This is a genomic window from Corynebacterium evansiae, from assembly GCF_027570065.1.
Lineage (GTDB): Bacteria > Actinomycetota > Actinomycetes > Mycobacteriales > Mycobacteriaceae > Corynebacterium > Corynebacterium evansiae.
The window spans coordinates 1-20,198 of the sequence record NZ_JAKMUT010000008.1 but is presented as its reverse complement, the minus strand read 5'-3'; the positions used below and the strand labels follow the sequence as shown (position 1 = coordinate 20,198).

General features: G+C 62.6%; 17 protein-coding genes. 5 read left to right on the top strand and 12 right to left on the bottom strand.

All coding sequences use genetic code 11. The features are described from left to right. Positions 1–570: 570 nt before the first annotated feature. Positions 571–1,245, top strand: a complete 675-nt coding sequence (locus tag L8V00_RS08820; protein WP_269944788.1) for an Ltp family lipoprotein — start codon at positions 571–573, stop codon at positions 1,243–1,245. Between the two features lie 25 nt (positions 1,246–1,270). Here the strand turns inward: L8V00_RS08820 and L8V00_RS08815 are convergent, their stop codons facing one another. From L8V00_RS08815 to L8V00_RS08800, 4 genes are all read right to left on the bottom strand, one after another. Beyond that, entirely contained in the window at positions 1,271–1,549 is a 279-nt protein-coding gene (locus tag L8V00_RS08815; RefSeq protein WP_269944787.1) for a metal-sensitive transcriptional regulator, read from the bottom strand. Beyond that, entirely contained in the window at positions 1,549–3,669 is a 2,121-nt protein-coding gene (locus tag L8V00_RS08810; RefSeq protein ID WP_269944786.1) for a heavy metal translocating P-type ATPase, read from the bottom strand. Before L8V00_RS08810 ends, L8V00_RS08815 begins: the two co-directional genes overlap by 1 nt. Before the next feature lie 25 nt (positions 3,670–3,694). Then, positions 3,695–4,336 (bottom strand): MBL fold metallo-hydrolase, encoded by a 642-nt coding sequence (locus L8V00_RS08805; protein WP_269944785.1) that lies wholly within the window; start codon positions 4,334–4,336, stop codon positions 3,695–3,697. A gap of 86 nt (positions 4,337–4,422) precedes the next feature. Beyond that, entirely contained in the window at positions 4,423–5,523 is a 1,101-nt protein-coding gene (locus L8V00_RS08800; protein ID WP_269944784.1) for an S-(hydroxymethyl)mycothiol dehydrogenase, read from the bottom strand. 94 nt (positions 5,524–5,617) lie between these two features. Between L8V00_RS08800 and L8V00_RS08795 the strand changes: the two genes are divergently transcribed. Then, positions 5,618–5,932 carry a hypothetical protein gene (locus L8V00_RS08795; protein ID WP_034973228.1) on the top strand — a complete coding sequence of 105 codons (315 nt, stop codon included), beginning with the start codon at positions 5,618–5,620 and terminating at the stop codon, positions 5,930–5,932. A 50-nt stretch (positions 5,933–5,982) separates the two neighbouring features. Here L8V00_RS08795 and L8V00_RS08790 read toward each other — a convergent pair whose 3' ends face one another. From L8V00_RS08790 to dnaG, 3 genes are all read right to left on the bottom strand, one after another. Continuing rightward, a complete protein-coding gene (locus L8V00_RS08790; protein WP_269944783.1) occupies positions 5,983–6,510 on the bottom strand; it encodes a hypothetical protein in 528 nt (175 codons plus the stop codon). A 437-nt stretch (positions 6,511–6,947) separates the two neighbouring features. Continuing rightward, positions 6,948–7,163, bottom strand: a complete 216-nt coding sequence (locus L8V00_RS10075) for a type IIL restriction-modification enzyme MmeI (RefSeq protein WP_338027550.1) — start codon at positions 7,161–7,163, stop codon at positions 6,948–6,950. A 9-nt stretch (positions 7,164–7,172) separates the two neighbouring features. Continuing rightward, positions 7,173–9,158 (bottom strand): DNA primase, encoded by a 1,986-nt coding sequence (gene dnaG / locus L8V00_RS08785; protein ID WP_269944782.1) that lies wholly within the window; start codon positions 9,156–9,158, stop codon positions 7,173–7,175. Between the two features lie 169 nt (positions 9,159–9,327). On the opposite strand from dnaG, the gene L8V00_RS08780 reads away from it, so the two are divergent. Together L8V00_RS08780 and L8V00_RS08775 are read left to right on the top strand one after the other, a co-directional pair. Next, a complete protein-coding gene (locus L8V00_RS08780) occupies positions 9,328–11,097 on the top strand; it encodes a GMC oxidoreductase (RefSeq protein ID WP_269944781.1) in 1,770 nt (589 codons plus the stop codon). A 10-nt stretch (positions 11,098–11,107) separates the two neighbouring features. After that, complete coding sequence (locus L8V00_RS08775) at positions 11,108–11,596, top strand: guanyl-specific ribonuclease (RefSeq protein WP_269944780.1); 489 nt, start codon at positions 11,108–11,110, stop codon at positions 11,594–11,596. 36 nt (positions 11,597–11,632) lie between these two features. On the opposite strand, the gene L8V00_RS08770 is transcribed toward L8V00_RS08775, so the two are convergent. After that, positions 11,633–12,973 carry a deoxyguanosinetriphosphate triphosphohydrolase gene (locus L8V00_RS08770; protein ID WP_269944779.1) on the bottom strand — a complete coding sequence of 447 codons (1,341 nt, stop codon included), beginning with the start codon at positions 12,971–12,973 and terminating at the stop codon, positions 11,633–11,635. A 26-nt stretch (positions 12,974–12,999) separates the two neighbouring features. Beyond that, positions 13,000–13,644 (bottom strand): YdcF family protein, encoded by a 645-nt coding sequence (locus L8V00_RS08765; RefSeq protein ID WP_035005267.1) that lies wholly within the window; start codon positions 13,642–13,644, stop codon positions 13,000–13,002. Positions 13,645–13,682: 38 nt separating this feature from the next. Here L8V00_RS08765 and L8V00_RS08760 point away from each other — a divergent pair, with 38 nt between their 5' ends. Beyond that, the gene (locus tag L8V00_RS08760) at positions 13,683–15,671 is read left to right on the top strand and encodes a TPM domain-containing protein (protein ID WP_269944778.1); all 1,989 of its coding nucleotides are present in this window, start codon (positions 13,683–13,685) and stop codon (positions 15,669–15,671) included. 546 nt (positions 15,672–16,217) lie between these two features. Here L8V00_RS08760 and L8V00_RS08755 read toward each other — a convergent pair. From L8V00_RS08755 to L8V00_RS08745, 3 genes are all read right to left on the bottom strand, one after another. After that, on the bottom strand, positions 16,218–17,843 hold the full coding sequence (locus L8V00_RS08755) for an inorganic phosphate transporter (protein ID WP_034985309.1): 1,626 nt from the start codon (positions 17,841–17,843) through the stop codon (positions 16,218–16,220). Positions 17,844–18,032: 189 nt separating this feature from the next. Continuing rightward, positions 18,033–18,584, bottom strand: a complete 552-nt coding sequence (locus L8V00_RS08750) for a hypothetical protein (RefSeq protein WP_034985311.1) — start codon at positions 18,582–18,584, stop codon at positions 18,033–18,035. 2 nt (positions 18,585–18,586) lie between these two features. Beyond that, positions 18,587–19,966 (bottom strand): glycine--tRNA ligase, encoded by a 1,380-nt coding sequence (locus L8V00_RS08745; RefSeq protein WP_034985313.1) that lies wholly within the window; start codon positions 19,964–19,966, stop codon positions 18,587–18,589. Between the last annotated feature and the right edge of the window lie 232 nt (positions 19,967–20,198).

The window sequence follows — 20,198 nt, the reverse complement described above, 5'->3', positions numbered from 1 at the left end:
GTCTTGTCATTTCCTTACACTCACACCTGTTCTCAACCACCACAAGTATTCACCAAGCGAGCTCAGAAGGGTAAGGTAATGAACCATGACGACCACGAACCCCAGCAAACGCCGGGCGTTCCTGACGGGAGTGGGCAGCATCCTCGATCTACAGGGCGCCGCGACGTACCGCCGCATGCAAAGCCTGATGCCACCTCCAGCGCCGAGGACTTCCCTCAACGCAGTATTGGTACGGGCATCAGCTCTGAGCAGCTCCGAAACGACCCCGTTCTCCTCACCGCAGTAATCGCAGTCCTAGTCCTTTGTGGCTACTTAGCCTTTTTGGGATACGTAATCAGCGCAAGCATTATTGCTGGATTTGATTTGGTCGCATTGGCGAGCGTTTTTGCCAACGGGCGTCGAATAGAAGACTCCTAACCTCAACTACCCCGCCCACGGAAACAAAATGCCTCCCCGCCGCATCTACTACTACGACCGGGCTTTGTGCTTTCGCCTCCCACACAGGCGCCGTGCACGTCACCCGCAAGTACCCAACACGCACCCAGCAACGAGTACCAGGACTTTAGTTAGATGCCCTCCCCCGACAGCACGCCTCAGAGAGACTCCCACGCAGATTCTCAGAAAGACGCCCTCCAAGACCCCATCAACGGCCGCCTCGCGCTGATCTTCATCGGCGCGATCGTCCTGGTCGGCATCCTCGTCGCAGCGATTTGGTACGTTGCCAACAACAAGGACTACGGTCGCGGAATCAACCCACAGCCCGCTGCAGCCTCCGCGCACCAGCACCCAGCCAGCACTTCGACTACGCCGCCGGCCACGGAGCCAGCCAACGCACCCGCGAAGGCATCCAACGCCCCACAAAGCGAGCTCAACCAATACTCCACGTCCGAAAGCGAGGCCACCGGCAGCACCGCCATGGAATCCACTGAGAACACGGCCATCGCGCAGCCAACCGACGCTCCCAAAACCCAGCGGCAAGCCAACGATGCCGCCATGACCGCCCTCAAATTCAATCTCTCCGAGAAGGGTCTGCGCGAGAACCTACAGCTCCAGGGGTACTCCGACGATCAAATCACCACGGCCATCGAAAAGCTCGCTCCCGACTGGAACCAGCAGGCCCTCAACTGCGCGCGCAAGCTCAACGAAACCGGCTCCCCCTTGCCCGAGGAAGAGCTGCTCGAGATGCTAAAGACTAACTCCGGCTTCACCGAGGAGCAGGCGCAGTACGCCATCGACCACCTGTAACGCAGCCCTGCGCCTCCCCTACCCCTTAACGAACCAACCGCTTCACGGCCTGGGATACCTCCGCCAACTTTTCTTCGGCTTCCTCTCCCCCGGCCTCCGCGGCGTGCCGCACGCAGTGGTTCATGTGGTCTTCCAACAGCCCCAGCGCCACGCCCTTCAGCGCAGACTGCAGCGCGCTGACCTGCGTGAGGATGTCGATGCAATACTGCTCCTCATCCACCATCCGCTGCAGCCCGCGCACCTGCCCCTCGATCCGCTTCAGCCGCGCCAGGTAGCGATCCTTATCACTCAAGTACCCGTGCATTACTTGAATCCTTTCAACCGCAGGCTGTTGCTCACCACAAACACGCTGGACAGCGCCATCGCCGCCCCGGCCAACATCGGGTTCAGCAGCCCGAATGCGGCCAGCGGGATCGCCGCCACGTTGTAAGCAAACGCCCAGAACAGGTTCACCTTGATCGTCCGCAGCGTCTTGCGCGCCAGCCGCAGCGCATCCGCCACCGCCAGCAGGTCATCGCGCATCACGGTAATGTCCGCCGCCTCGATCGCCGCGTCCGTGCCGGAACCCATCGCGATGCCCAGATCCGCGCTCGCCAGCGCCGCCGCGTCGTTCACGCCGTCGCCGACCATCGCCACGTTCTCCAACGAGCGGATGTGCGCCACCTTGTCTTCCGGCATCACCCCGGCGATCACCTCGTCGATGCCAACCTCACGCGCCACGGCGTCCGCCACCTGCTGATTATCGCCGGTCAGCAGCACGGTCTTCAGGCCCATCTCATGCATCTTCCGCACCGCTTCGGCACTGGTGGGGCGCACCGTATCGGCCACGCTGATGGTGCCGATCGCCCGCCCATCCGCGCTCACGTTGACTGTGGTTGCCTTATTTGTGGACGCCCCCTCGTCCCCACGGCCAACCCGTATCATCTGGCCCTCGACGGTTCCCTCCACGCCGTGTCCAGGCAGATTCTTAAAGCCGGTGACCTCCGGCAGGCCGCCGAACTCCTCCCGGCCGGCCTCTGCAATGGCCCGGCCAATGGGGTGCTCCGAGTACGCCTCCACCGCCGCAGCGGCGCGCAGAACCTCCTCGCGATTGCCGCCTGCCGGCTCCACATCGACTACCCGCATTGTGCCCGTCGTCACCGTGCCGGTCTTATCCATCACAACGGTGGTGATGGCGTGCGCGCCCTCCAAAACCTCGGGTCCACGAATCAGAATGCCCTGTTCGGCCCCGCGACCCGTGCCAACCAGCAAGGCTGTGGGCGTCGCTAAACCAAGGGCGCAGGGGCACGCGATAATCAGCACCGCGACCGCATTGCTAAAGCCCGCGAACAGCAGCGTAAGCAGCGCAATCGCGATGACGACCGGAACGAAAATGCCGGAGACCTTATCGGCCAGGCGCTGTACGTCGGCCTTGCCGGACTGGGCCTCGTCGATCAGCTTGGCCATCTGCGCGAGTTTCGTCTGCGAGCCCACGTGGGTGGCCTCCACCACTAGGCGACCGGAGGTGTTGATGGTGGCACCCGTGACCTCATCGCCGGGGCCAACGTCGACAGGGACGGACTCGCCGGTGAGCATGGACTGATCAATGGCGGACGTGCCGTCCAGGATGCGGCCATCCGTAGCGATCTTCTCGCCAGGGCGGGCCAGGAAGCGGTCGCCGATCTGCAGCTGCTCAATGGGGAGCAACGTTTCCCCGCCATCCCGCAGCACGGTGACCTGCTTGGCGCCCATGTCCGTGAGCGCGCGGATGGCATCCCCGGCGCGCTGCTTGGAGCGCTTCTCAAAGTACCGTCCCGCCAGTACGAACGTCACCACGCCCGCGGCGACCTCAAAGTAGATATCCCCCATCGGGTCGCCCGCGTGGTTCAGGATGGACCAGCCGTGGCGCATACCGGGATCGCCCGCGTGGCCGAAGAACAGCGCATACAGCGACCACAGATAGGCCGCCGAGGTGCCGACGGTGATGAGGGTATCCATCGTCGCCGCACCGTGCTTCAGGTTCACCCACGTGGCCTTGTGGAAAGGCCAGCCCGCCCACAGGATCACCGGGGTGGCCAGTGCGAAGCTAATCCACTGCCAATAGTCGAACTGCAGCGGCGGGATCATCGCCAGCAGGATCACCGGAGTGGCCAGCACGACGGCGACCACCAGGCGGCGCTTCAGGCCGCGCAGCTCCTTGGCGGCTGGGTCGTCGCCGGCGGGCCTCTCCGGCTTAGGCACGCTACCGCCGTAGCCGAGCTTCTCCACGATGGCGATATAAGAATCCGCGTCGGCGGCCGCCCCCTCCCCCGTTTCGATGTGTGCCTTCTCGGTGGCGTAGTTAACGGTGGCGGTCACGCCCTCCTGCTTGTTCAGCTTCTTTTCGATGCGGTTAGCGCAGGAGGCGCAGGTCATGCCCGTGATATCAAGATCTATTACAGCCATGCCCCCAGTATACCCTTAGGGGGTATCAGTATCCACGTTCGATGTACTCCTCGATACGCGCCGCCTCGGCACCCACCGTGGTGGTGTCACCGTGGCCGGGGTAGACCTTCAAGTCGTGCGGCAGGATGAACACCGTGGACTGCAGGGACTCGATAATCGTCGGGAAGCTGGAATACTTCCGCCCCGTCGCACCCGGGCCACCGTTGAACAGCGTGTCGCCGGACAGCAGCGCATGCTGCCCTGGAACCTCCACCACGATGCAGCCCGGCGAGTGACCCGGCGTGTGGTACAGGCGCACACCCCAGTCCGCCCAGCGCGGATCCTCCACGTCGATCGGGGTAAACGGCGCGTCGCCGTTGGATTCCTCCCACAGCATCCGGTCGTCCTCGTTCAGGTAGACCTTCACTCCCCACTTCTCTGCCAGTTCCGGGGCCAGCTCGCAGTGGTCGTTGTGCGCGTGGGTCAGCAGGATCGCCTCCACGGTGCGATCCCCCACGTGGTCGATTACCGCCTGCGCGTCGTGCGCCGGATCCACCACGATGCACTTGTCATCGTTGACCAGCAGGTAGACGTTGTTATCCACGTCCCACTCGCCGCCGTCCAGGCGGAACTTGCCGGAGGTTTCGAACTGCTCGATCTGCGGGTTTTCCAACTTGTGCTCGCTCATGCTTCCTCTTCTAACTCTTGGGCCTGATAACTGTCGGGCCTGATACTTCTGGGGCCTGAATGTCTTCGACCTACACCCCAGCCTGCCTACTTAAACTCCACCACGGAGCGCAGAACCTCGCCCTGCTTCATCTTCCCGAAGGCATCTTCCACGCCATCGATTCCGATGCGCTCGTCCACGAAGCGATCCAGCGGGAAGCGGCCCTCCTGGTACAGGTCCACGTACATCGGGAAGTCGCGCTCCGGCAGGCAGTCGCCATACCAAGAGGACTTCAGCGCACCACCGTGGCTAAACACATCCAGGAATGGCAGCTCCAGAGTCATATCTGGGGTCGGCACGCCCACCAGCACCACACGGCCGGCCAGGTCGCGCACGTAGAAGGCCTGCTTGTACGTCTGCGGCAGCCCCACGGCGTCCACCGCCACGTCCACGCCGAATCCGCCGTTGATCTCCTGGACCTTCTCCACCAGCTCATCATCCGAAAGCCCCGAGCTATTGATCGTGTGGGTAGCGCCGAATTCTTCCTTTGCGCGGGCAAGCTTGGCGTCAGAAATATCGATAGCAATGATCTTCGTCGCACCCGCAACGGCCGCACCCGCGATCGCGGCCATGCCCACGCCGCCTACGCCGATGACGGCGATGGACTCGCCGCGCTTAACCTCACCGGTGTTCACTGCGGCGCCGAGACCGGCCATGACGCCACATCCCAGCAGACCCGCGACCGCAGGGTCGGCCTCGGAGTTCACCTTGGTGCACTGTCCTTCGTGGACCAGCGTCTTTTCAGCGAAGGCGCCGATGCCCAGAGCAGCCTCCAGCTCAGTGCCGTCGGCGAGGGTCATCTTCTTCGACGCATTGTGAGTATCGAAACAGTACTTCGGCTCGCCCTTCTTGCAGGCGCGGCACTGGCCACACACGGCGCGCCAGTTCAGCACCACATAGTCGCCGACCTCCACGTGCGTCACGCGGTCGCCTACCTGCTCGACCACACCAGCGGCCTCGTGGCCCAGCAGGAACGGGTAGTCGTCCGTAATGCCGCCATCGCGGTAGGCCAGGTCGGTGTGGCATACGCCGCAAGCTTGGATGCGGACGATCACATCGTTTTCGCCCGGATCGGGGATCACAATGTCGGTCAGTTCAACTGGCTCGTTCTTTGCACGGGAAATTACGGCCTTCACAGTAGTAGTCATGCCACCCACTGTACGAGCTTCTGTACCTTTGGTGGGTTCGCGTAAGCTTGAGCTATTAGCTAACGCAACCAACGCAAACCTCCAAGGAGCCAACATGATCCAGCTCGTCGTCGGCGCCGCCGCGGGTTACTTGATGGGCACGAAGGCCGGTCGCCGTCGCTACGAACAGATCCGCCGTGGCTATCAGACCGCTGTGAACTCGGATATCACCAAGGCAGTTGTGCGTTCCGGCCGTAAGGCACTGGCCAACCGGCTGGATCCGGAACCGCGCATGCACGAGGTGCGCGATCTGAACCGCTCTACCCGCGATTCCCTGGGCGAGGGGCACACCATCGTCGAGGCGGATGATGTGCACCCAAATGACCGCATTGAATCGCCCAAGAGGGCGCCAAAGAACCCCTTTAAGTGAACATGGCGGAACACTCGCGCTCGCGACGCGGGTGAAAGAATTTAAAGCAACTAATAGTTGCGAACTAAAGGACTGTTTCGCGGGTCTTGTTTACGCTGCGCTTGGGTGACACGCATTTCCACTACCTTTTCTTCGTTGACGACTTGCCTATAAAAGACGAGGTAGCGGCCCCAGTGGTCAATAATCATGTCCGTTGAACTGAAACCATCGAGAGATGTGCATCGAACAATGGTAAATCCAATTGGTAGATACCACGCCTCGGTGGGAACTAGGCGTTCTGGTGAAGAGTTGTTGATCTGCCCCCATATTGGAAGCCTTTGGAAGAACACCAACGAGGGCGGAGTGTGCATATCGCCTCTTGGAACGTAGGTGCGGTTACCCTGCGTAGAACCGTGGTGAGGGTTTGACCAAGGCGTCGGGAGTAGATCAAGGTTTGAACGGGGATCGCGCCCCTCAATGGTGTATTCAAACAGGCTGGTTAAGGGCGAAGCTAGTAATGTAAATGCTTTCGAATCAGAGTATGTGTCGAGCCAGATGGTTCCTTTAAGTTCCACGCTGAAATCCTCTGAGGGCTTCATGAAGTCTCCAACTACGTCCGCGATTGGAACGGCCCGTGGCTGGAGGTATTCACTATTTTCATCCCACCCCCTAGTAGCGGCCATTTTCTGAGCTAGTGAGATAGTTGCCTCGATGCCATGTTTATTCATTGGAGAGCCTGTGTCCGGGTGCAACTTGATCGGCGTTGTTATCGCTAGGAGCATTAGTGACTGTTGGCGCCTGAGCAGGTTGGGTCTGCGCAACCGGGGCGAAGCCGATGCTGAGGATGGCGGAAAAAAGGAGAGCTGAGATGATGCGCGATGGTCGAGCCATGGTAGTCATCTTTCGCTGCGGTGAGTGGTTAAATCCGACAGTAACACCAGAGGTTTTCCTTTGAAGCGAAAATTGGTGACTGGGGGATGAAATCATCCTGGATGTGTGGAGGGGAGGTTTACTCTTCGTCTGTGGTGATGGTTTCTTATCCGGCGAGGAAGATCAGTTGATCAATACGGTCGGGTAGCTCGTCAACGGTGAACGTTTGTGTCCAGGAGCCCTCGCCCAACTTGGTTAGTCGGAGGTATTCGAAGTCGGGGACGATGACGAACTTCGGCCACTTATGCTGACCGATGGAACCGCGATCGAGTGGCGCTACAGGGTTTGAATTAAGAAGAAACGTTAGCGCGTAGTTCTCCAAACGGTTTTCCTAGCGCGTAAAGTCGCCAAAGTCCGAGGCTCGCTCGTGTAGCGAGCGGCGGTACTTCTCCAGCGCAATCACATCCGCAAACAGCGCGTTATATTCCTCTTTCTGCAGGTCGGGGCGCATGCGCTGCATCCGGGATTTCATGTCCGCAATCTCGCTGCCCACCCAACGCTCCTGCATCCGCGCCATGATCGCATCCGCGTAGTACGGCAGCCTCTCCGGCAGGCAATGCAGATCCTCCACCGCCAGCTCGGAGACCACCGCCGCCCCCATCGGGTCCTTCATCTGCGCCGCGATCTTCTCGATCCATCCGGCCCCGCCGTCGCTGTTCGCCGCCCCACCTAGTGACGCCACAGCCTCCGCCATCGCCACGTATGTCGGATGCACGAAGCTCTCCGGGGGCATGAGGTCAAAGATGGTGGAGGCCAGCTGCGGTTCCTGCAAAGCCAGCTTCATGACCTCGCGGGGGCCTTCCAAGTAGTCGTCGTTCGGGTTCGGGCGCTCCATGCCCTTGACCACGTGCAGGTTCGGGCCGCCTGCGCTGCCCGCGCCAGCCGCGCCTGCCGTTCCAGCACCAGCGGCACCTGCGCCACCAGCCGTGCCGGCGCCGGCACCGGTCTTCAACTCCAACTTCGGCCGCTGCCCGCCGGACTTCCGCGCCTCCTTGCGCACCTGATCCAACACGTCGTTCGGGTTATCCCAACCGACCCAGCCCGCGGCCTGGCGGGCGTATTCGTCCCGCAACGCGTCGTCCTTAATTCCCGCCAGCACCGGCACGATGCGCCGCAGGGCGTGCACGCGCCCGTCGATGCTGGCCGTGTCGTAGTCCGCGATGAGGGTGCGGATCACGAACTCAAACATCGGAATGCGGGAGGCCACCAGCTCGCGCACGGCCGCGTCGCCGCGCTTGATGCGCACGTCGCACGGATCCTGCCCGCCCGGCGCGACCGTCACATAACTACGCCCCGAGAACTGCTGGTCACCCTCGAAGGCACGCATCGCGGCCTTCTGCCCAGCTTCGTCGCCATCGAAGGTGTAGATGATCTCACCTCGGAAAAACTGGTCGTCCAGCATGAACCGGCGCAGAGCCGACAGGTGCTCCGCACCGAAGGCCGTGCCACACGCGGCCACCGCGGTATCCACCCCGGCGGCGTGCATGGCCATCACGTCCGTGTAGCCCTCCACCACCACAGCCTGGTGCTTGGCCACGATGTTCCGCTTCGCCTGGTCAATGCCGAACAGCACCTTCGACTTCTTGTACAGCATCGTCTCCGGCGTATTCAGATACTTGCCCAGCTTGTCGTCGTCGAAGAGCTTGCGGGCACCGAAGCCGATCACGTCCCCACTGACGGAACGGATCGGCCACAAAAGGCGGCGGTGGAACCGGTCGATCGGACCGCGCTTACCCATGCGGCCCAGACCCGCCGCCTCGATTTCCTTGAACGTAAAGCCCTTCTGCTGCAGGTGCTTAGTCAGCCGATCCCATCCGGCTGGTGCATACCCGCAGCCGAATTGTTCGGCGTGTTCCATGGTGAAACCACGCTCGATCAGGAAGTTGCGGGCAACGTCCGCGCCTTCGGCGTCACCAAGAAATTCCTTGCGGTAGAACTCAAAGGCCGCCTTATTCGCGGCGACCAATCTGCGCCGTGTGCCGGGCTCCTCCCGGTTGCCAGGCCGGCCGCCCTCGTAGTTGATGCGGTAGCCGATGCGCTCGGCGCAGGCCTCCACGGCCTCGGGGAAGGACATGTGTTCCATCAGCATGAGGAACTTGAAAACGTCACCGCCCTGGTCCGTGGAAAAGCAGTGGAAGTAGCCGTGATTCGGGCGAACGTGAAACGAGGGAGTCTTTTCGTCCTTGAAGGGGCTAAGGCCCTTCATGGAATCGACGCCACCCGGTTTGAGCTGCACATACTCCCCCACTACTTCTTCGATGGGGGTCTGCTCTCGAATTGCTTCGATGTCCCGCTCCGGAATCCTGCCCTTAGCCATAGCCACATGCTAGTACAACCCCGGACGGCCCCTTCTTAGTCCCAGATCGGCCGACCGTCACAACCTATACAACCTATTTTCTACAAACAACACATCTGGCCAGAACCGGGCGCTAACGTGTTCAAAATAGGATCTACGTCACACTGCAATAACACGAAGGACCGCTCCCATGACTGACTCGCAGGCTAACTCGCAAGCCGCCCCGCAGGCCACCGGTAACTCCTCCACCCACTACGACGTGCTGATCATCGGCTCCGGCTTCGGCGGCTCCACCACCGCCCTGCGCCTGGTGGAGAAGGGTTACAAGGTCGGCATCCTCGAAGCCGGCCGCCGTTTCAAGGACGAAGAGTTCGCCAAGAACTCCTGGCACCTCAAGGACTTCCTATGGATGCCGCAGATCGGCCTGTACGGCATCCAGCGCATCCACCTGCTCAAGGACGTGATGATCCTCGCCGGCGCAGGCGTGGGCGGCGGCTCGCTGAACTACGCGAACACGCTCTACCAGCCGGGCGAGGCATACTTCAACGACAAGCAGTGGAACACCATCACCGACTGGGAGGACGAGCTCACCCCCTACTACCAGCAAGCCCAAAAGATGCTCGGCGTGGTGGAAAACCCCACGATGACTCCCGCCGACGTGTACTCCAAGAAGGTTGCCGAGGAGATGGGCGTGGGCGACACGTTCCGCATGGCACCCGTCGGAGTCTTCTTCGGAGAAAAGGTCGGGCTCGAAGGTAAACCGTGTGAGACTGTGAAGGATCCATACTTCGGTGGTGTTGGCCCCGACCGCACCGCCTGCCACGAGTGCGGCGAGTGCATGACTGGCTGCCGCCACGGCGCGAAGAACACCCTGCTGAAGAACTACCTGTACCTGGCTGAAAAGGGCGGGGCGAAGGTCCACGACCGCACCACCGTCACCGACATCACTTTCGACGGCACCACCTGGACAGTGCAGGCCAAGCAGACCGGGCCGATCACCAAGCGCAACCCGCAGACCAGCAGCTTCACCGCCGATAACCTCGTCGTCGCCGCGGGCACTTGGGGCACCCAGAACCTGCTGCACCGCCAGAAGGCCAACGGCAACCTGCCGAAGCTGTCGGACAAGCTGGGGCACCTCACCCGCACGAATTCCGAGGCACTGCTGGGCGCGAACCGTTCGGACTACTCCCCCGACATGGATTTCTCCGAGGGCGTGGCCATCACCTCCTCCTACTTCCCCGCCCCGGATACTCACATCGAGCCGGTGCGCTACGGCAAGGGCTCCAACGCGATGGGCCTGCTGCAGACCCTCATGACAGACGGCGATAAGCTGCAGCCTCGCTTCCTCGAGTTCATCAAGCAGGTCTTCCTGCAGTACAAGGCCATCCCGCGCCTGGTGAACCTGAGCAAGTGGTCGCAGCGCACCGTCATCAACCTGGTGATGCAGACCCGCGATAACTCGTTGCGCACCTTCCTGCGCAAGATCGGCCCGTTCAACATGCTGAGCTCCGAGCAGGGTACCGGCGAGCCAAATCCGTCCTGGATTCCCGAAGGCAACACGGCCACCCGGATCCTGGCGAAGTTTCTGCCGAAGGGCATCGCAGGTGGCGTGTGGTCGGAGGTGTTCAACATCCCGCTGACCGCGCACTTCCTGGGCGGCTGCGTGATCGGCTCCTCGCCCGAGCACGGCGTGGTGGACCCCTACCACCGCGCATGGGGCTACCCGAGCTTGTTCATCACCGACGGTTCCGCCATCACCGCGAACCCGGGTGTGAACCCCTCCCTATCCATCACCGCGAATGCCGAGCGTGCCGCCGCCATGTGGCCGAACAAGGGTGAGGCCGACCCGCGCCCGCCGCAGTCCGAGGGCTACCGCCGCATTAACCCAGTGCAGCCGAACAACCCGATCGTGCCGGACGACGCCCCGGCCGCCCTCCGCCTGCCACTGCGCGTGCTCTAAACTCTTCCCTATGTCTCAGGGAAGTTCACAGGGCCGCTCGCAGAGCCCCTCGCAGGGCCTAGTGCCGAAGAAGTGGGCCAAATACGCCACGCCGATCGTCGGCGCGGCAGTCGTCGCAGCCGGTTGGTTCGGGCTACAAGGCGGCGATGGAGCCGACGGAAACGGCGGTGCGGCTTCTGGTGTTTCTAGCAATGACGCCGACACCTGCGCCGTTGACACCCTCCCACCGGAGGCCAAAAAGCAGATCGACGACATTTTGCAGGATGCCCCGCCGGACGACGGGGAGGCCGACGGCAAGCATTTCGACAACTACGAAGGTCTGCTGCCGAAGGAAAAGGGCGACTACTACCGCGAGTACACCGTGAAGACCCCGGGGCTTAACCACCGGGGTGAGCGCCGCATCGTCGTCGGCGGCGGCACTGAGACCGACCCGGATGTGTGGTACTACACGTCCGACCACTTCGAGAGCTTCTGTTCCATCCCGGACGCGGAGGACTAGCGGCGCTCGCGCTAGCTCGCGCCGGCCCGCTGGCGCCTAGGCCCAGGCGGCGCTGATTCCGCTGGCGCGCTTGTCCAGCCGCTCCAACCGGGATTCCGTCAGCGAAGCCACCTGGTCGATGACTACGCGGCGTGCCTCGCGGTCGGAGGCGGCGGCGTCAAACCACGAAGAAAACATTGGGTCCAGCGCACCCGAGCCACCGCGCCACAGGTAGTCCGTGACGCGAAAGATGCGCTCGCGCTGGCGCTGCTGGTTGGCCAGATGCTGGGCCTCGTCCATGACGTACAGGACCGCAACGGACTTCAGCAGGGTGACCTCCGCCTGCACGGGCTCGGGGATCACCAGGTCGGCGGCGTAGCGGCCGAGCGCCCCCTCGCCGAACCGCTGGCGAGTGCCCGTGACGGCGGCGGTGACGAAGCGGGAAACCAGCTCCGAGGTCATGGCCTTTAGCGCGGCGAGGTCCTGCATCGATCCGCGGAAATCCGCCGCCCGGGAGATCAAGGTCATGGCACGCAGGCGGTCGGCAGCCTCCAGCAGCTCCTCCGGGGTGCCGCCGAACACGCGGGCGCCCTTCTCCGCCAGCGCGGCTAGCTCGACCAGATCCCACAGCACGCCGAAGTCGATGCGCCCGGAAAGGATGCCGTCCTCCACGTCGTGCACCGAGTACGCGACGTCGTCGGACCAGTCCATGATCTGCGCCTCCAGGCACTTGCGCCCTTCCGGCGCGCCCTCGCGGATCCACTCGAGGGTCTCCACGTCCTCGGCGTAGGCGGAGTACTTGGCGCGCTTGTTGCCGTGCTCGTCGACCGGCCCCCACGGGTACTTGCAGGCGGCGTCCAGGCTGGCGCGGGTGAGGTTCAGGCCGTAGGAGACGGGCGCGGCGCCTGCTATGCCTGCCGCGCTAGCAGCCCCAGCGCCAGCGCCAGATGCGCCTTCACTGCCGTCCCCCAGCACCTTCGGCTCCAGCCGGGCGAGAATGCGCAGCGTCTGCGCGTTGCCCTCGAATCCCCCACAGTCGGCGGCGGCCTCATCCAACGCCCGCTCGCCGTTGTGGCCATACGGCGGGTGGCCGATGTCGTGGCTCAGCCCCGCCAGCTCCGTCAGATCCGGATCCGCGCCTAGAGTCTTGCCGATCCCGCGGGCAATCTGCGCGACCTCCAGCGAGTGCGTCAGGCGGGTACGCGGTGTATCCCCCGACCCCGGCCCCACGACCTGCGTCTTATCCGCCAGCCGGCGCAGCGCCGCGGAGTGCAGCACGCGCGCCCGGTCGCGGTCGAAACTATCGCGCCCGTCCACCACCGCCCCGGGCAGCCCCAGGGTCTTCGGCCGATCCGGCAGCCGCCGCTGCTGGTCGTGATCGCTATAGGGGTAACGCATGTCCTCTTTCCACTTCTACCGGCACTCTACTTCCGGCGTTTCTCTACTACCTCGTAGTACAGCATGCCCAACGTCTCGTGCAGGATCGAGTTGGCCTGCGACTTTCGGGTGAACACCGACGGCCCCTGGCGCGTGGGGCTCGCCCATGCATCAAGGCCCTGGTCGCGCACCATCCGGGTAGCACGCAGCGAGTGCGCAGGATCCGTCACCACCACGGAAGTCCGCCAACCATTTTCGCTCGCCACCTGCGCGAACGCCTCGGCTGACTTCAGCGTATCCGCACCTTCCTCCACCGGCACAACCGCCGACTCCGGAATGTCGAAGTTCTCCACCAGGTAGTTCTTGCCTGCAGCTGCCTCGGTGTACAGGTCGCCCTCCGCCTTGCCACCCACGGTGACGATCGTCGGCGCCACGCCCTGCTTGTACAGCTCTGCGGCGTGATTCAGCCGTGAGGCGAACCAGTTCGTCGGGTTGCCCGCATACTGCGCCGCCCCCAGCACAAAAATCGTGTCCGCCGGTCGCCTGTCGTCCGACCGCGCGAAGTGCCACACCTGGAAAGCCGTCACTCCGAACACACCCGCCGCCACCAAGAAGATGGTTAACAGCGTGATGAAGACATACTTCACCGCGCGCTTCACCGGATGCCGTGCATTAGCCATGCGCAAAACCATACGCGGTTTCCCCTGTATTTTTCGTTAAGGTGGGCTGTATGAAACCGACTTTTTCCACCACTCGCTTCCTGGCAATCCTAGCCGCCGGCGCCGTACTCGGATTTGGCTCTTTTCTTATTGACGCCCCCTCGGCCCCAGCCGCTACCGCCACCAGCGAGGTGCAGCTGACATCCCAGCTCGTTGACGAGTCCGGGGTGTTGTCTGAACAGGAAAAAGCGGACATTACGGCGTCATTAAAAGAAGCAACCAAAGAATCCGGCAAGAAGCTCTACGTCGTCTTCGTCCCGACCGCACCAGGCGACATTAAAGCAATGGCCGAGCAGCTGCGGGAACAGGACGGCACCGACAACGTGATCGTGCTGGCAGTGGCCACCGAAACGCAGCAGATTGGCTACGCCGCCGGGGACAAGGTAAAGACGAGCGAGGCAGAAAAACTGCAGGACGCGGCGCGGGACCACTTCGCCGACGACGACTGGGCCGGGGGCGCACAGGCCGCGGCGGACAAGCTGGCGGGCAAGACCTCCACGGCGTCGAAGGTGTGGATGGGCGCCGGAGCCGTCGGAGTGGTCGGCGCGGGTGCCGGTGCCTTTGCGTGGTCCCGCCGCAATAGGAAGAAGACGCACGCGCAGCAGCTGGAGACAGCCCGCGAGATCGACCCGGGCAACATCGACGACCTGTACAAGCAGCCCACCGAGGTGCTGCGCGAGCTGGCGGATGAGGAGCTGCACAGTACCGACGAATCCATCCGTAAGGGCGACGAAGAGCTGGCCGTCGCGCGCGGAGAGTTCGGCGAAGAGCGCACACGCGACTTGGCTAAGGCGCTGCAGCACAGCCGCTCGACGCTGAACAAGGCATACAGCATGAACGAGCGGCTGCGCTCTGGGCTGGTGACAACCGAGCCGGAGCAGCGCGACCTGCTGATCGAGATTGTGTCTACCTGTGGGCAGGCAGACGACAACCTGGACGGGCAGGCCGCGCGCTTTGCCGAGCTGCGGCAGAAGCTGATGGACGCACCCCAGCTGGTGGAAAAGCTCCGCCAGACCAGCATCAGCCTGCACAACCGCATTCCGAATGCGCGGGAGATCCTCAGCGATGCCATCACGCGCGTGGACCCGGCGCTGCTGGAATCCGTGCGCGATAACCCGGACGTTGCCGAGGACGAACTGGCGGAGGCCGAGAAGGCGCTGGACTCCGCACGCGGACTGCTGGACAAGCCGGCCGGGCAGCAAGGCGGGCTGATCGACGCGCTGGGTGCCGCGCGCATGGCACTGCAACAGGCGGATTCGCAGCTGCTGGCCGTGGAGCGTGCGGAGGAGCACCTGCGGTCGGCACAGTCCAACCTGCCCGCGCTGATCACCGAGGTGGAAGAGGAGATTGCGGAGGCCGGGGAGCTGGATAAGTCCGGTGCAGACCTGGACCGTGCGGCTTTGCACAAGGCCGTGGAGCAGGCTCGCGAGGCACTGGAGAAGGCGCGGGAAGAAGGCTCTGCGGATCCGTTGGGGAGCTACTCCCAGCTACTAGAAGCCGACGGTGTGCTGGACATTCAGCTGGACGAGGCCCGTGGCAAGGCCAGCGACTTTGCCCGCACCGTGGACATGGTGGACCGGACGGCCATGGATGCCGCCCAGCGGTTGGAGGCCGTGGAGGACCTGATCAGGAACCGCCGGCGGATCATCGGCGTGGATACGCGCACGGCGGCGCAGGCGGCGCGGGCTGCTTTGGATGAGGCAGCGCAGCTGCGGACGGAGGATCCGAAGCGGGCGCTGCGGGCGGCCCAGCGGGCTAGCCAGCTGGCGCAGCAGGCCAGCGCGCAGGCGCGTAAGGATATCGACGACTTCAACCGTCGCAACAGCGGCTACGGCGGGTTCGGCGGAAGTGGCGGCGGCAACTTTGTGACAGGCATGGTGCTGGGCTCGCTGCTGAGCGGCAACGGTGGCTTCGGCGGAGGCTTTGGAGGCGGCTTCGGTGGTGGCGGCTTCGGCGGCGGAGGCGGGGGCTTCGGCGGCAGCGGCTCCTCCAGCTTCTAGCTGAGTCTCCTCTAGCTTCTAGTTAGCCCCAGCTTCCTGCCAGGGCCGGGCCGGTCGGCTGGCTGGGGCTCCTCCAGCTTCCAGCCAGGGCTTTTGTGCCCTCGGATTGCGTTAAATGTCGTTAAAGTGGGAATTCGTTACCGGCACCCATTTCCAAATGTGTAAAACCGCAGGTCAGCGAGTTGCTGAAAAATCATAAGCGGGATTCAATTTTACAGATTCCCACTTTAACGACATTTACGCCTAGCGAGGCCCTTCAGATCCACCAGGACAGAAGACCTAAACCTCGGGTCGACTCGAGCAGGCGCCCCCACGTTTAGGCGTTCCACATTCTGGCGCCCCCAAAATTCTGGCCCCACGTTCTCCGGGCAGCAAAAAGCGCCCGCCCCGAAGGGCGAGCGCCTTGAATCAGCAATGCCGGGTCAGCCATCCGGGCCTGCAGTAACGCGCCAGCCAGTCGGGCCGGGCCAGCCAGCCGGACCCAGCCGGGCCAGCAACTTCAGCCGGGCCAGCCAGCCGGGCTAAGCCAGCGGCAAGCAGTTTGCTTTAGAAGATCACGCGCAGCACGGAGACCGTACCGCCTGCGATGATGGCGGCAGCCGGGAGGGTGATAACCCAAGCCAGGGCGATGGGCTTCATCAGGCCCCAGTTGGCGTCCTTGTTAACCAGGCCAACGCCCAGAACTGCACCGATCAGAATGTGAGTGGAGGAAACCGGCAGACCCAGCACGGATGCGCCCATAACCACGGCAGCTGCGGACAGCTCTGCAGCGAAGCCAGAAGCCGGGTGCATCTTGGTCAGACCGGAGCCAACGGTGCGGATAACGAAGCGGCCAATAAACCACAGGCCAGCAATCAGAGCAACACCCATCGCAACCATCACGGGCAGTGCCACGCCAGATTCCTCAGAGATGGTGTTGGTCTTCAGAACGTCCAGCACTGCAACGAACGGTCCAAGCGCGTTAGCGATGTCGTTGGAGCCGTGGCTGAATGCGAAAGCAGACGCGGTGAACACCTGCATCCAGCTGAACAGCAGGAAGGTCGAACGGTTCAGAGCCTGCTTCTTCAAGGTACGGGAGAAGATGTACACAGCCATCCAGACAACAGCTGCCACCATGCCCATGATCAGGAAGTTGCCCAGGCTGGACAGCTCCAGGTTCATGTTCTTCAGGCCCTTGAACAGCAGCATCGCGGAAATGATGATGGAACCACCTGCGGCCAGCAGCGGCACCCAGGTATCCAGGGCGTGGTGCGCCTCAACCTCGTCGACAGACTTGTTGATGCGGTGCAGCTTCTTGTAGTAGTCGGACTCCAGGTCCTCCTCGGTATAGCCGTGCTCGCGCATCGTGGTCGAGTCGCGGATCATCGCATCGGTCAGCGCCAGCTGCTCTTCCTCGCTGAGCTGACCGAAGGCGATCTTGTGCTGAATGTTCAGCTCCTTCTTTTCCTTCTTGATCTCTTCGAGGCGCTGATCTGCCAGCTCGTTGTAGACCAAGATGCCACGCTTAATCGCGCCATACAGAAGGTAGGCAACTATTCCGCCCAAGGCAGGAGACAGAACCCAAGAGATAGCAATCTTGCCAACGGCACCCCACTGGACCATGGACCAGCCACCAGTGCCGGTGACGAAACCGACGGTCAGAGCCGCACCCACGATACCGCCCACGATGGAGTGTGTGGTAGACACTGGCCAACCCATGCGAGTCGCCACCAGCAGCCACACAGCCGCACCCAGCAGCGAGGCCATCATGATGTAGGCGAAGTTCATCGGCTCGAGGTTGTCGATAGCACCCAGGTCAACAATGCCGGAACGGACCGTATCCGTAACCTCGCCACCAGCCAGTACAGCTCCGGAAACTTCGAAGATGGCGGCCACAACCAGGGCTTGCTTCATGCTCAGCGTGCCCGCACCCACGGAGGTACCAAAGGAGTTCGCGACGTCATTACCACCGATATTGAACGCCATGAACACGGCGAAGATGATGGTGGTCAGCAGCACGATCACATTGGCGTTGTCACCGACGTAGTCGTGCGCCCACAGGCTGAAGGTCACCAGGGTGATGGCCATGAGGCCACCGAAGAATAGGTGCCACCAGGTATTATTCTCGTTTTCGGGCACAGGGGTGATGCCCGTGGCCGACGATGGCGCGGCCGTTTCGGTTGTCGTCGACAAGATTCCTCCAAAACGTCAAGATGTCAGACAGAAACACCTTCTCCGATGGAGGTAAAAAACACGGGATTTAATGGTGAACAGAAGGTTAATGGGGGTTGAAATCTTGCTACCTATTTAGTTTGGGCAAACCCTCGACATGCGGTTTTAGTCAAACCAAACCCAGCTCCCCGCCAACCCCAATCCGGCGTTTTAGATGAACCCAATCCAGTAGAGCACCACGACCGGGATGCACAGCAGCAGCGCGATGGTGATCGCCCACGAAGAGCTGATCATCCGCGTCTCCATGCACAGCCGCGCCGCCCAGGAAATGAACACGCGCACGTCGATCGGCAGCTTCTCCCCCGCACCCTCGAACTCCACGTGCAGGTTCCGCAGGCCACGGTTCTCGCTGGTGAACTGCCCCACCTTCTCGCCATCGATGTCCAGCACGAAGTTCTTCTTCGTCTCCGCAATGATCGTCACGTGGTGCCGGTCGGCCTGCACCTCGTAACGGTCCGACTTGCCGAAGCTCTTGCCGTTGCCGGTCACTGTCCAGGTGCCCGTCTGGGTCGTCGCCGATGCGGTGCAGCCATCGCTACTGTCGGGGCCGTGCAGCTGCCACGTGTCGCCACCGAAGCGGATGTTGGTGACGCCGCGCTCGTCGGCGAATTCCGCCACCTTTACGAGGTCATTGCTGGGACCTTCGTAAATGGGGAACGTGTGTCCGTCACTCGGCAGGCCCCAGCGAATGTCACTCGACATGCTTAGCAGCCCGCCAGTCGTTCAGCGAAGTAGCTCTGCAGATCCTCGATCTTGATGCGCTCCTGCTCCATGGTGTCGCGCTCGCGGACGGTCACGGCATTGTCCTCGAGGGTGTCGAAGTCAACAGTCACGCAGAATGGCGTACCGATCTCGTCCTGGCGACGGTAGCGGCGGCCGATAGCACCGGAGGTGTCGTAGTCCACGTTCCAGAAGCCGCGCAGCTGGTCGGCGATCTTCTCCGCGGTCGGCGTCAGCGTCTCCTTCTTGGACAGAGGCAGAACTGCGATCTTGACCGGAGACAGACGACGGTCCAGCTTCAGCACCGTGCGGGTGTCCGTGCCACCCTTCGCATTCGGTACTTCTTCTTCCGTGTAGGCGTCAACAAGGAAGGCCATCATCGCACGGCCAAGACCGGCGGCGGGCTCGATGGTGTACGGGATCCAACGCTCGTCCGCAGCCTGGTCGTAGTAGCTGAGATCCTCGCCCGAGCCCTCGGAGTGAACGCGCAGGTCGTAGTCGGTGCGGTTGGCCACGCCCTCGAGCTCGCCCCACTTGGAACCGTTGAAGTGGAAGGCGTACTCCACGTCCACGGTGCGCTTGGAGTAGTGGGACAGCTTCTCCTGCGGGTGCTCGTAAAGGCGCAGGTTATCGGGGTTGATACCCAGGTCGATGTACCACTGGTGGCGGTCATCGATCCAGTACTGGTGCCACTCTTCGTCCTCGCCCGGCTTGACGAAGAACTCCATCTCCATCTGCTCGAACTCGCGGGTGCGGAAGATGAAGTTACCCGGGGTGATCTCGTTGCGGAAGGACTTACCGACCTGCGCGATGCCGAACGGCGGCTTCTGGCGGGAGGTGGTCATCACGTTCTTGAAGTTCGTGAAGATACCCTGCGCGGTCTCCGGGCGTAGGTAGTGCAGGCCCTCCTTGTCATCCACCGGGCCCAGGAAGGTCTTCAGCAGACCAGAGAAGGCCTTCGGCTCGGTCCAGGCGCCCGGCTGGCCGGTCTCCGGATCGTTGATGTCGGCCAGGCCGTTTGCCGGCGGGTGGCCGTGCTTCTCCTCGTAAGCCTCCAGCAGGTGGTCCGCGCGGTAGCGCTTGTGGGTGTGCAGGGACTCAACCAGCGGGTCGGTGAATACCTCGACGTGGCCGGAGACCTCCCAGACGCGCTTCGGCAGGATCACGGAGGAATCCAGGCCGACGACGTCGCGGCGGGAAGTAACCATGTGGCGCCACCACTGGCGCTTGATGTTCTCCTTCAGCTCGACGCCCAGCGGACCGTAATCCCAGGCAGAGCGGGTGCCACCGTAGATCTCGCCGCAGGGATACACCAGCCCCCTGCGCTTGGCTAGGTTGACGACGGAATCAATGGTGCTTGCCATGGTTGGCGTGTCTCCTTGGTCGAGGTGTTCGTGCAAGAAATGCAGGTTTCGCTTTCCAGCTATTGTGCCCAACATTCTAACCCGTTCAAGGCGAAAGCCAACGGTCGGGGTGGGAGCGCCGAATGTGTCGCTGCATTTCGGCGCAACCACCGCTGCAGCCGGCCGAGGGGGGGTTAAGTAAAGAAAAGTGTGTCCGCATGCCACCATAACCCCAGACCACACACCACAAATC

Bases quoted from the DNA above. Each gene is read 5' to 3' on its own strand.
- L8V00_RS08820 (WP_269944788.1), top strand. From the start codon at position 571: ATGCCCTCCCCCGACAGCACGCCTCAGAGAGACTCCCACGCAGATTCT.
- L8V00_RS08815 (WP_269944787.1), bottom strand. From the start codon at position 1,549: ATGCACGGGTACTTGAGTGATAAGGATCGCTACCTGGCGCGGCTGAAG.
- L8V00_RS08810 (WP_269944786.1), bottom strand. From the start codon at position 3,669: ATGGCTGTAATAGATCTTGATATCACGGGCATGACCTGCGCCTCCTGC.
- L8V00_RS08805 (WP_269944785.1), bottom strand. From the start codon at position 4,336: ATGAGCGAGCACAAGTTGGAAAACCCGCAGATCGAGCAGTTCGAAACC.
- L8V00_RS08800 (WP_269944784.1), bottom strand. From the start codon at position 5,523: ATGACTACTACTGTGAAGGCCGTAATTTCCCGTGCAAAGAACGAGCCA.
- L8V00_RS08795 (WP_034973228.1), top strand. From the start codon at position 5,618: ATGATCCAGCTCGTCGTCGGCGCCGCCGCGGGTTACTTGATGGGCACG.
- L8V00_RS08790 (WP_269944783.1), bottom strand. From the start codon at position 6,510: ATGAAGCCCTCAGAGGATTTCAGCGTGGAACTTAAAGGAACCATCTGG.
- dnaG (WP_269944782.1), bottom strand. From the start codon at position 9,158: ATGGCTAAGGGCAGGATTCCGGAGCGGGACATCGAAGCAATTCGAGAG.
- L8V00_RS08780 (WP_269944781.1), top strand. From the start codon at position 9,328: ATGACTGACTCGCAGGCTAACTCGCAAGCCGCCCCGCAGGCCACCGGT.
- L8V00_RS08775 (WP_269944780.1), top strand. From the start codon at position 11,108: ATGTCTCAGGGAAGTTCACAGGGCCGCTCGCAGAGCCCCTCGCAGGGC.
- L8V00_RS08770 (WP_269944779.1), bottom strand. From the start codon at position 12,973: ATGCGTTACCCCTATAGCGATCACGACCAGCAGCGGCGGCTGCCGGAT.
- L8V00_RS08765 (WP_035005267.1), bottom strand. From the start codon at position 13,644: ATGGTTTTGCGCATGGCTAATGCACGGCATCCGGTGAAGCGCGCGGTG.
- L8V00_RS08760 (WP_269944778.1), top strand. From the start codon at position 13,683: ATGAAACCGACTTTTTCCACCACTCGCTTCCTGGCAATCCTAGCCGCC.
- L8V00_RS08750 (WP_034985311.1), bottom strand. From the start codon at position 18,584: ATGTCGAGTGACATTCGCTGGGGCCTGCCGAGTGACGGACACACGTTC.
- L8V00_RS08745 (WP_034985313.1), bottom strand. From the start codon at position 19,966: ATGGCAAGCACCATTGATTCCGTCGTCAACCTAGCCAAGCGCAGGGGG.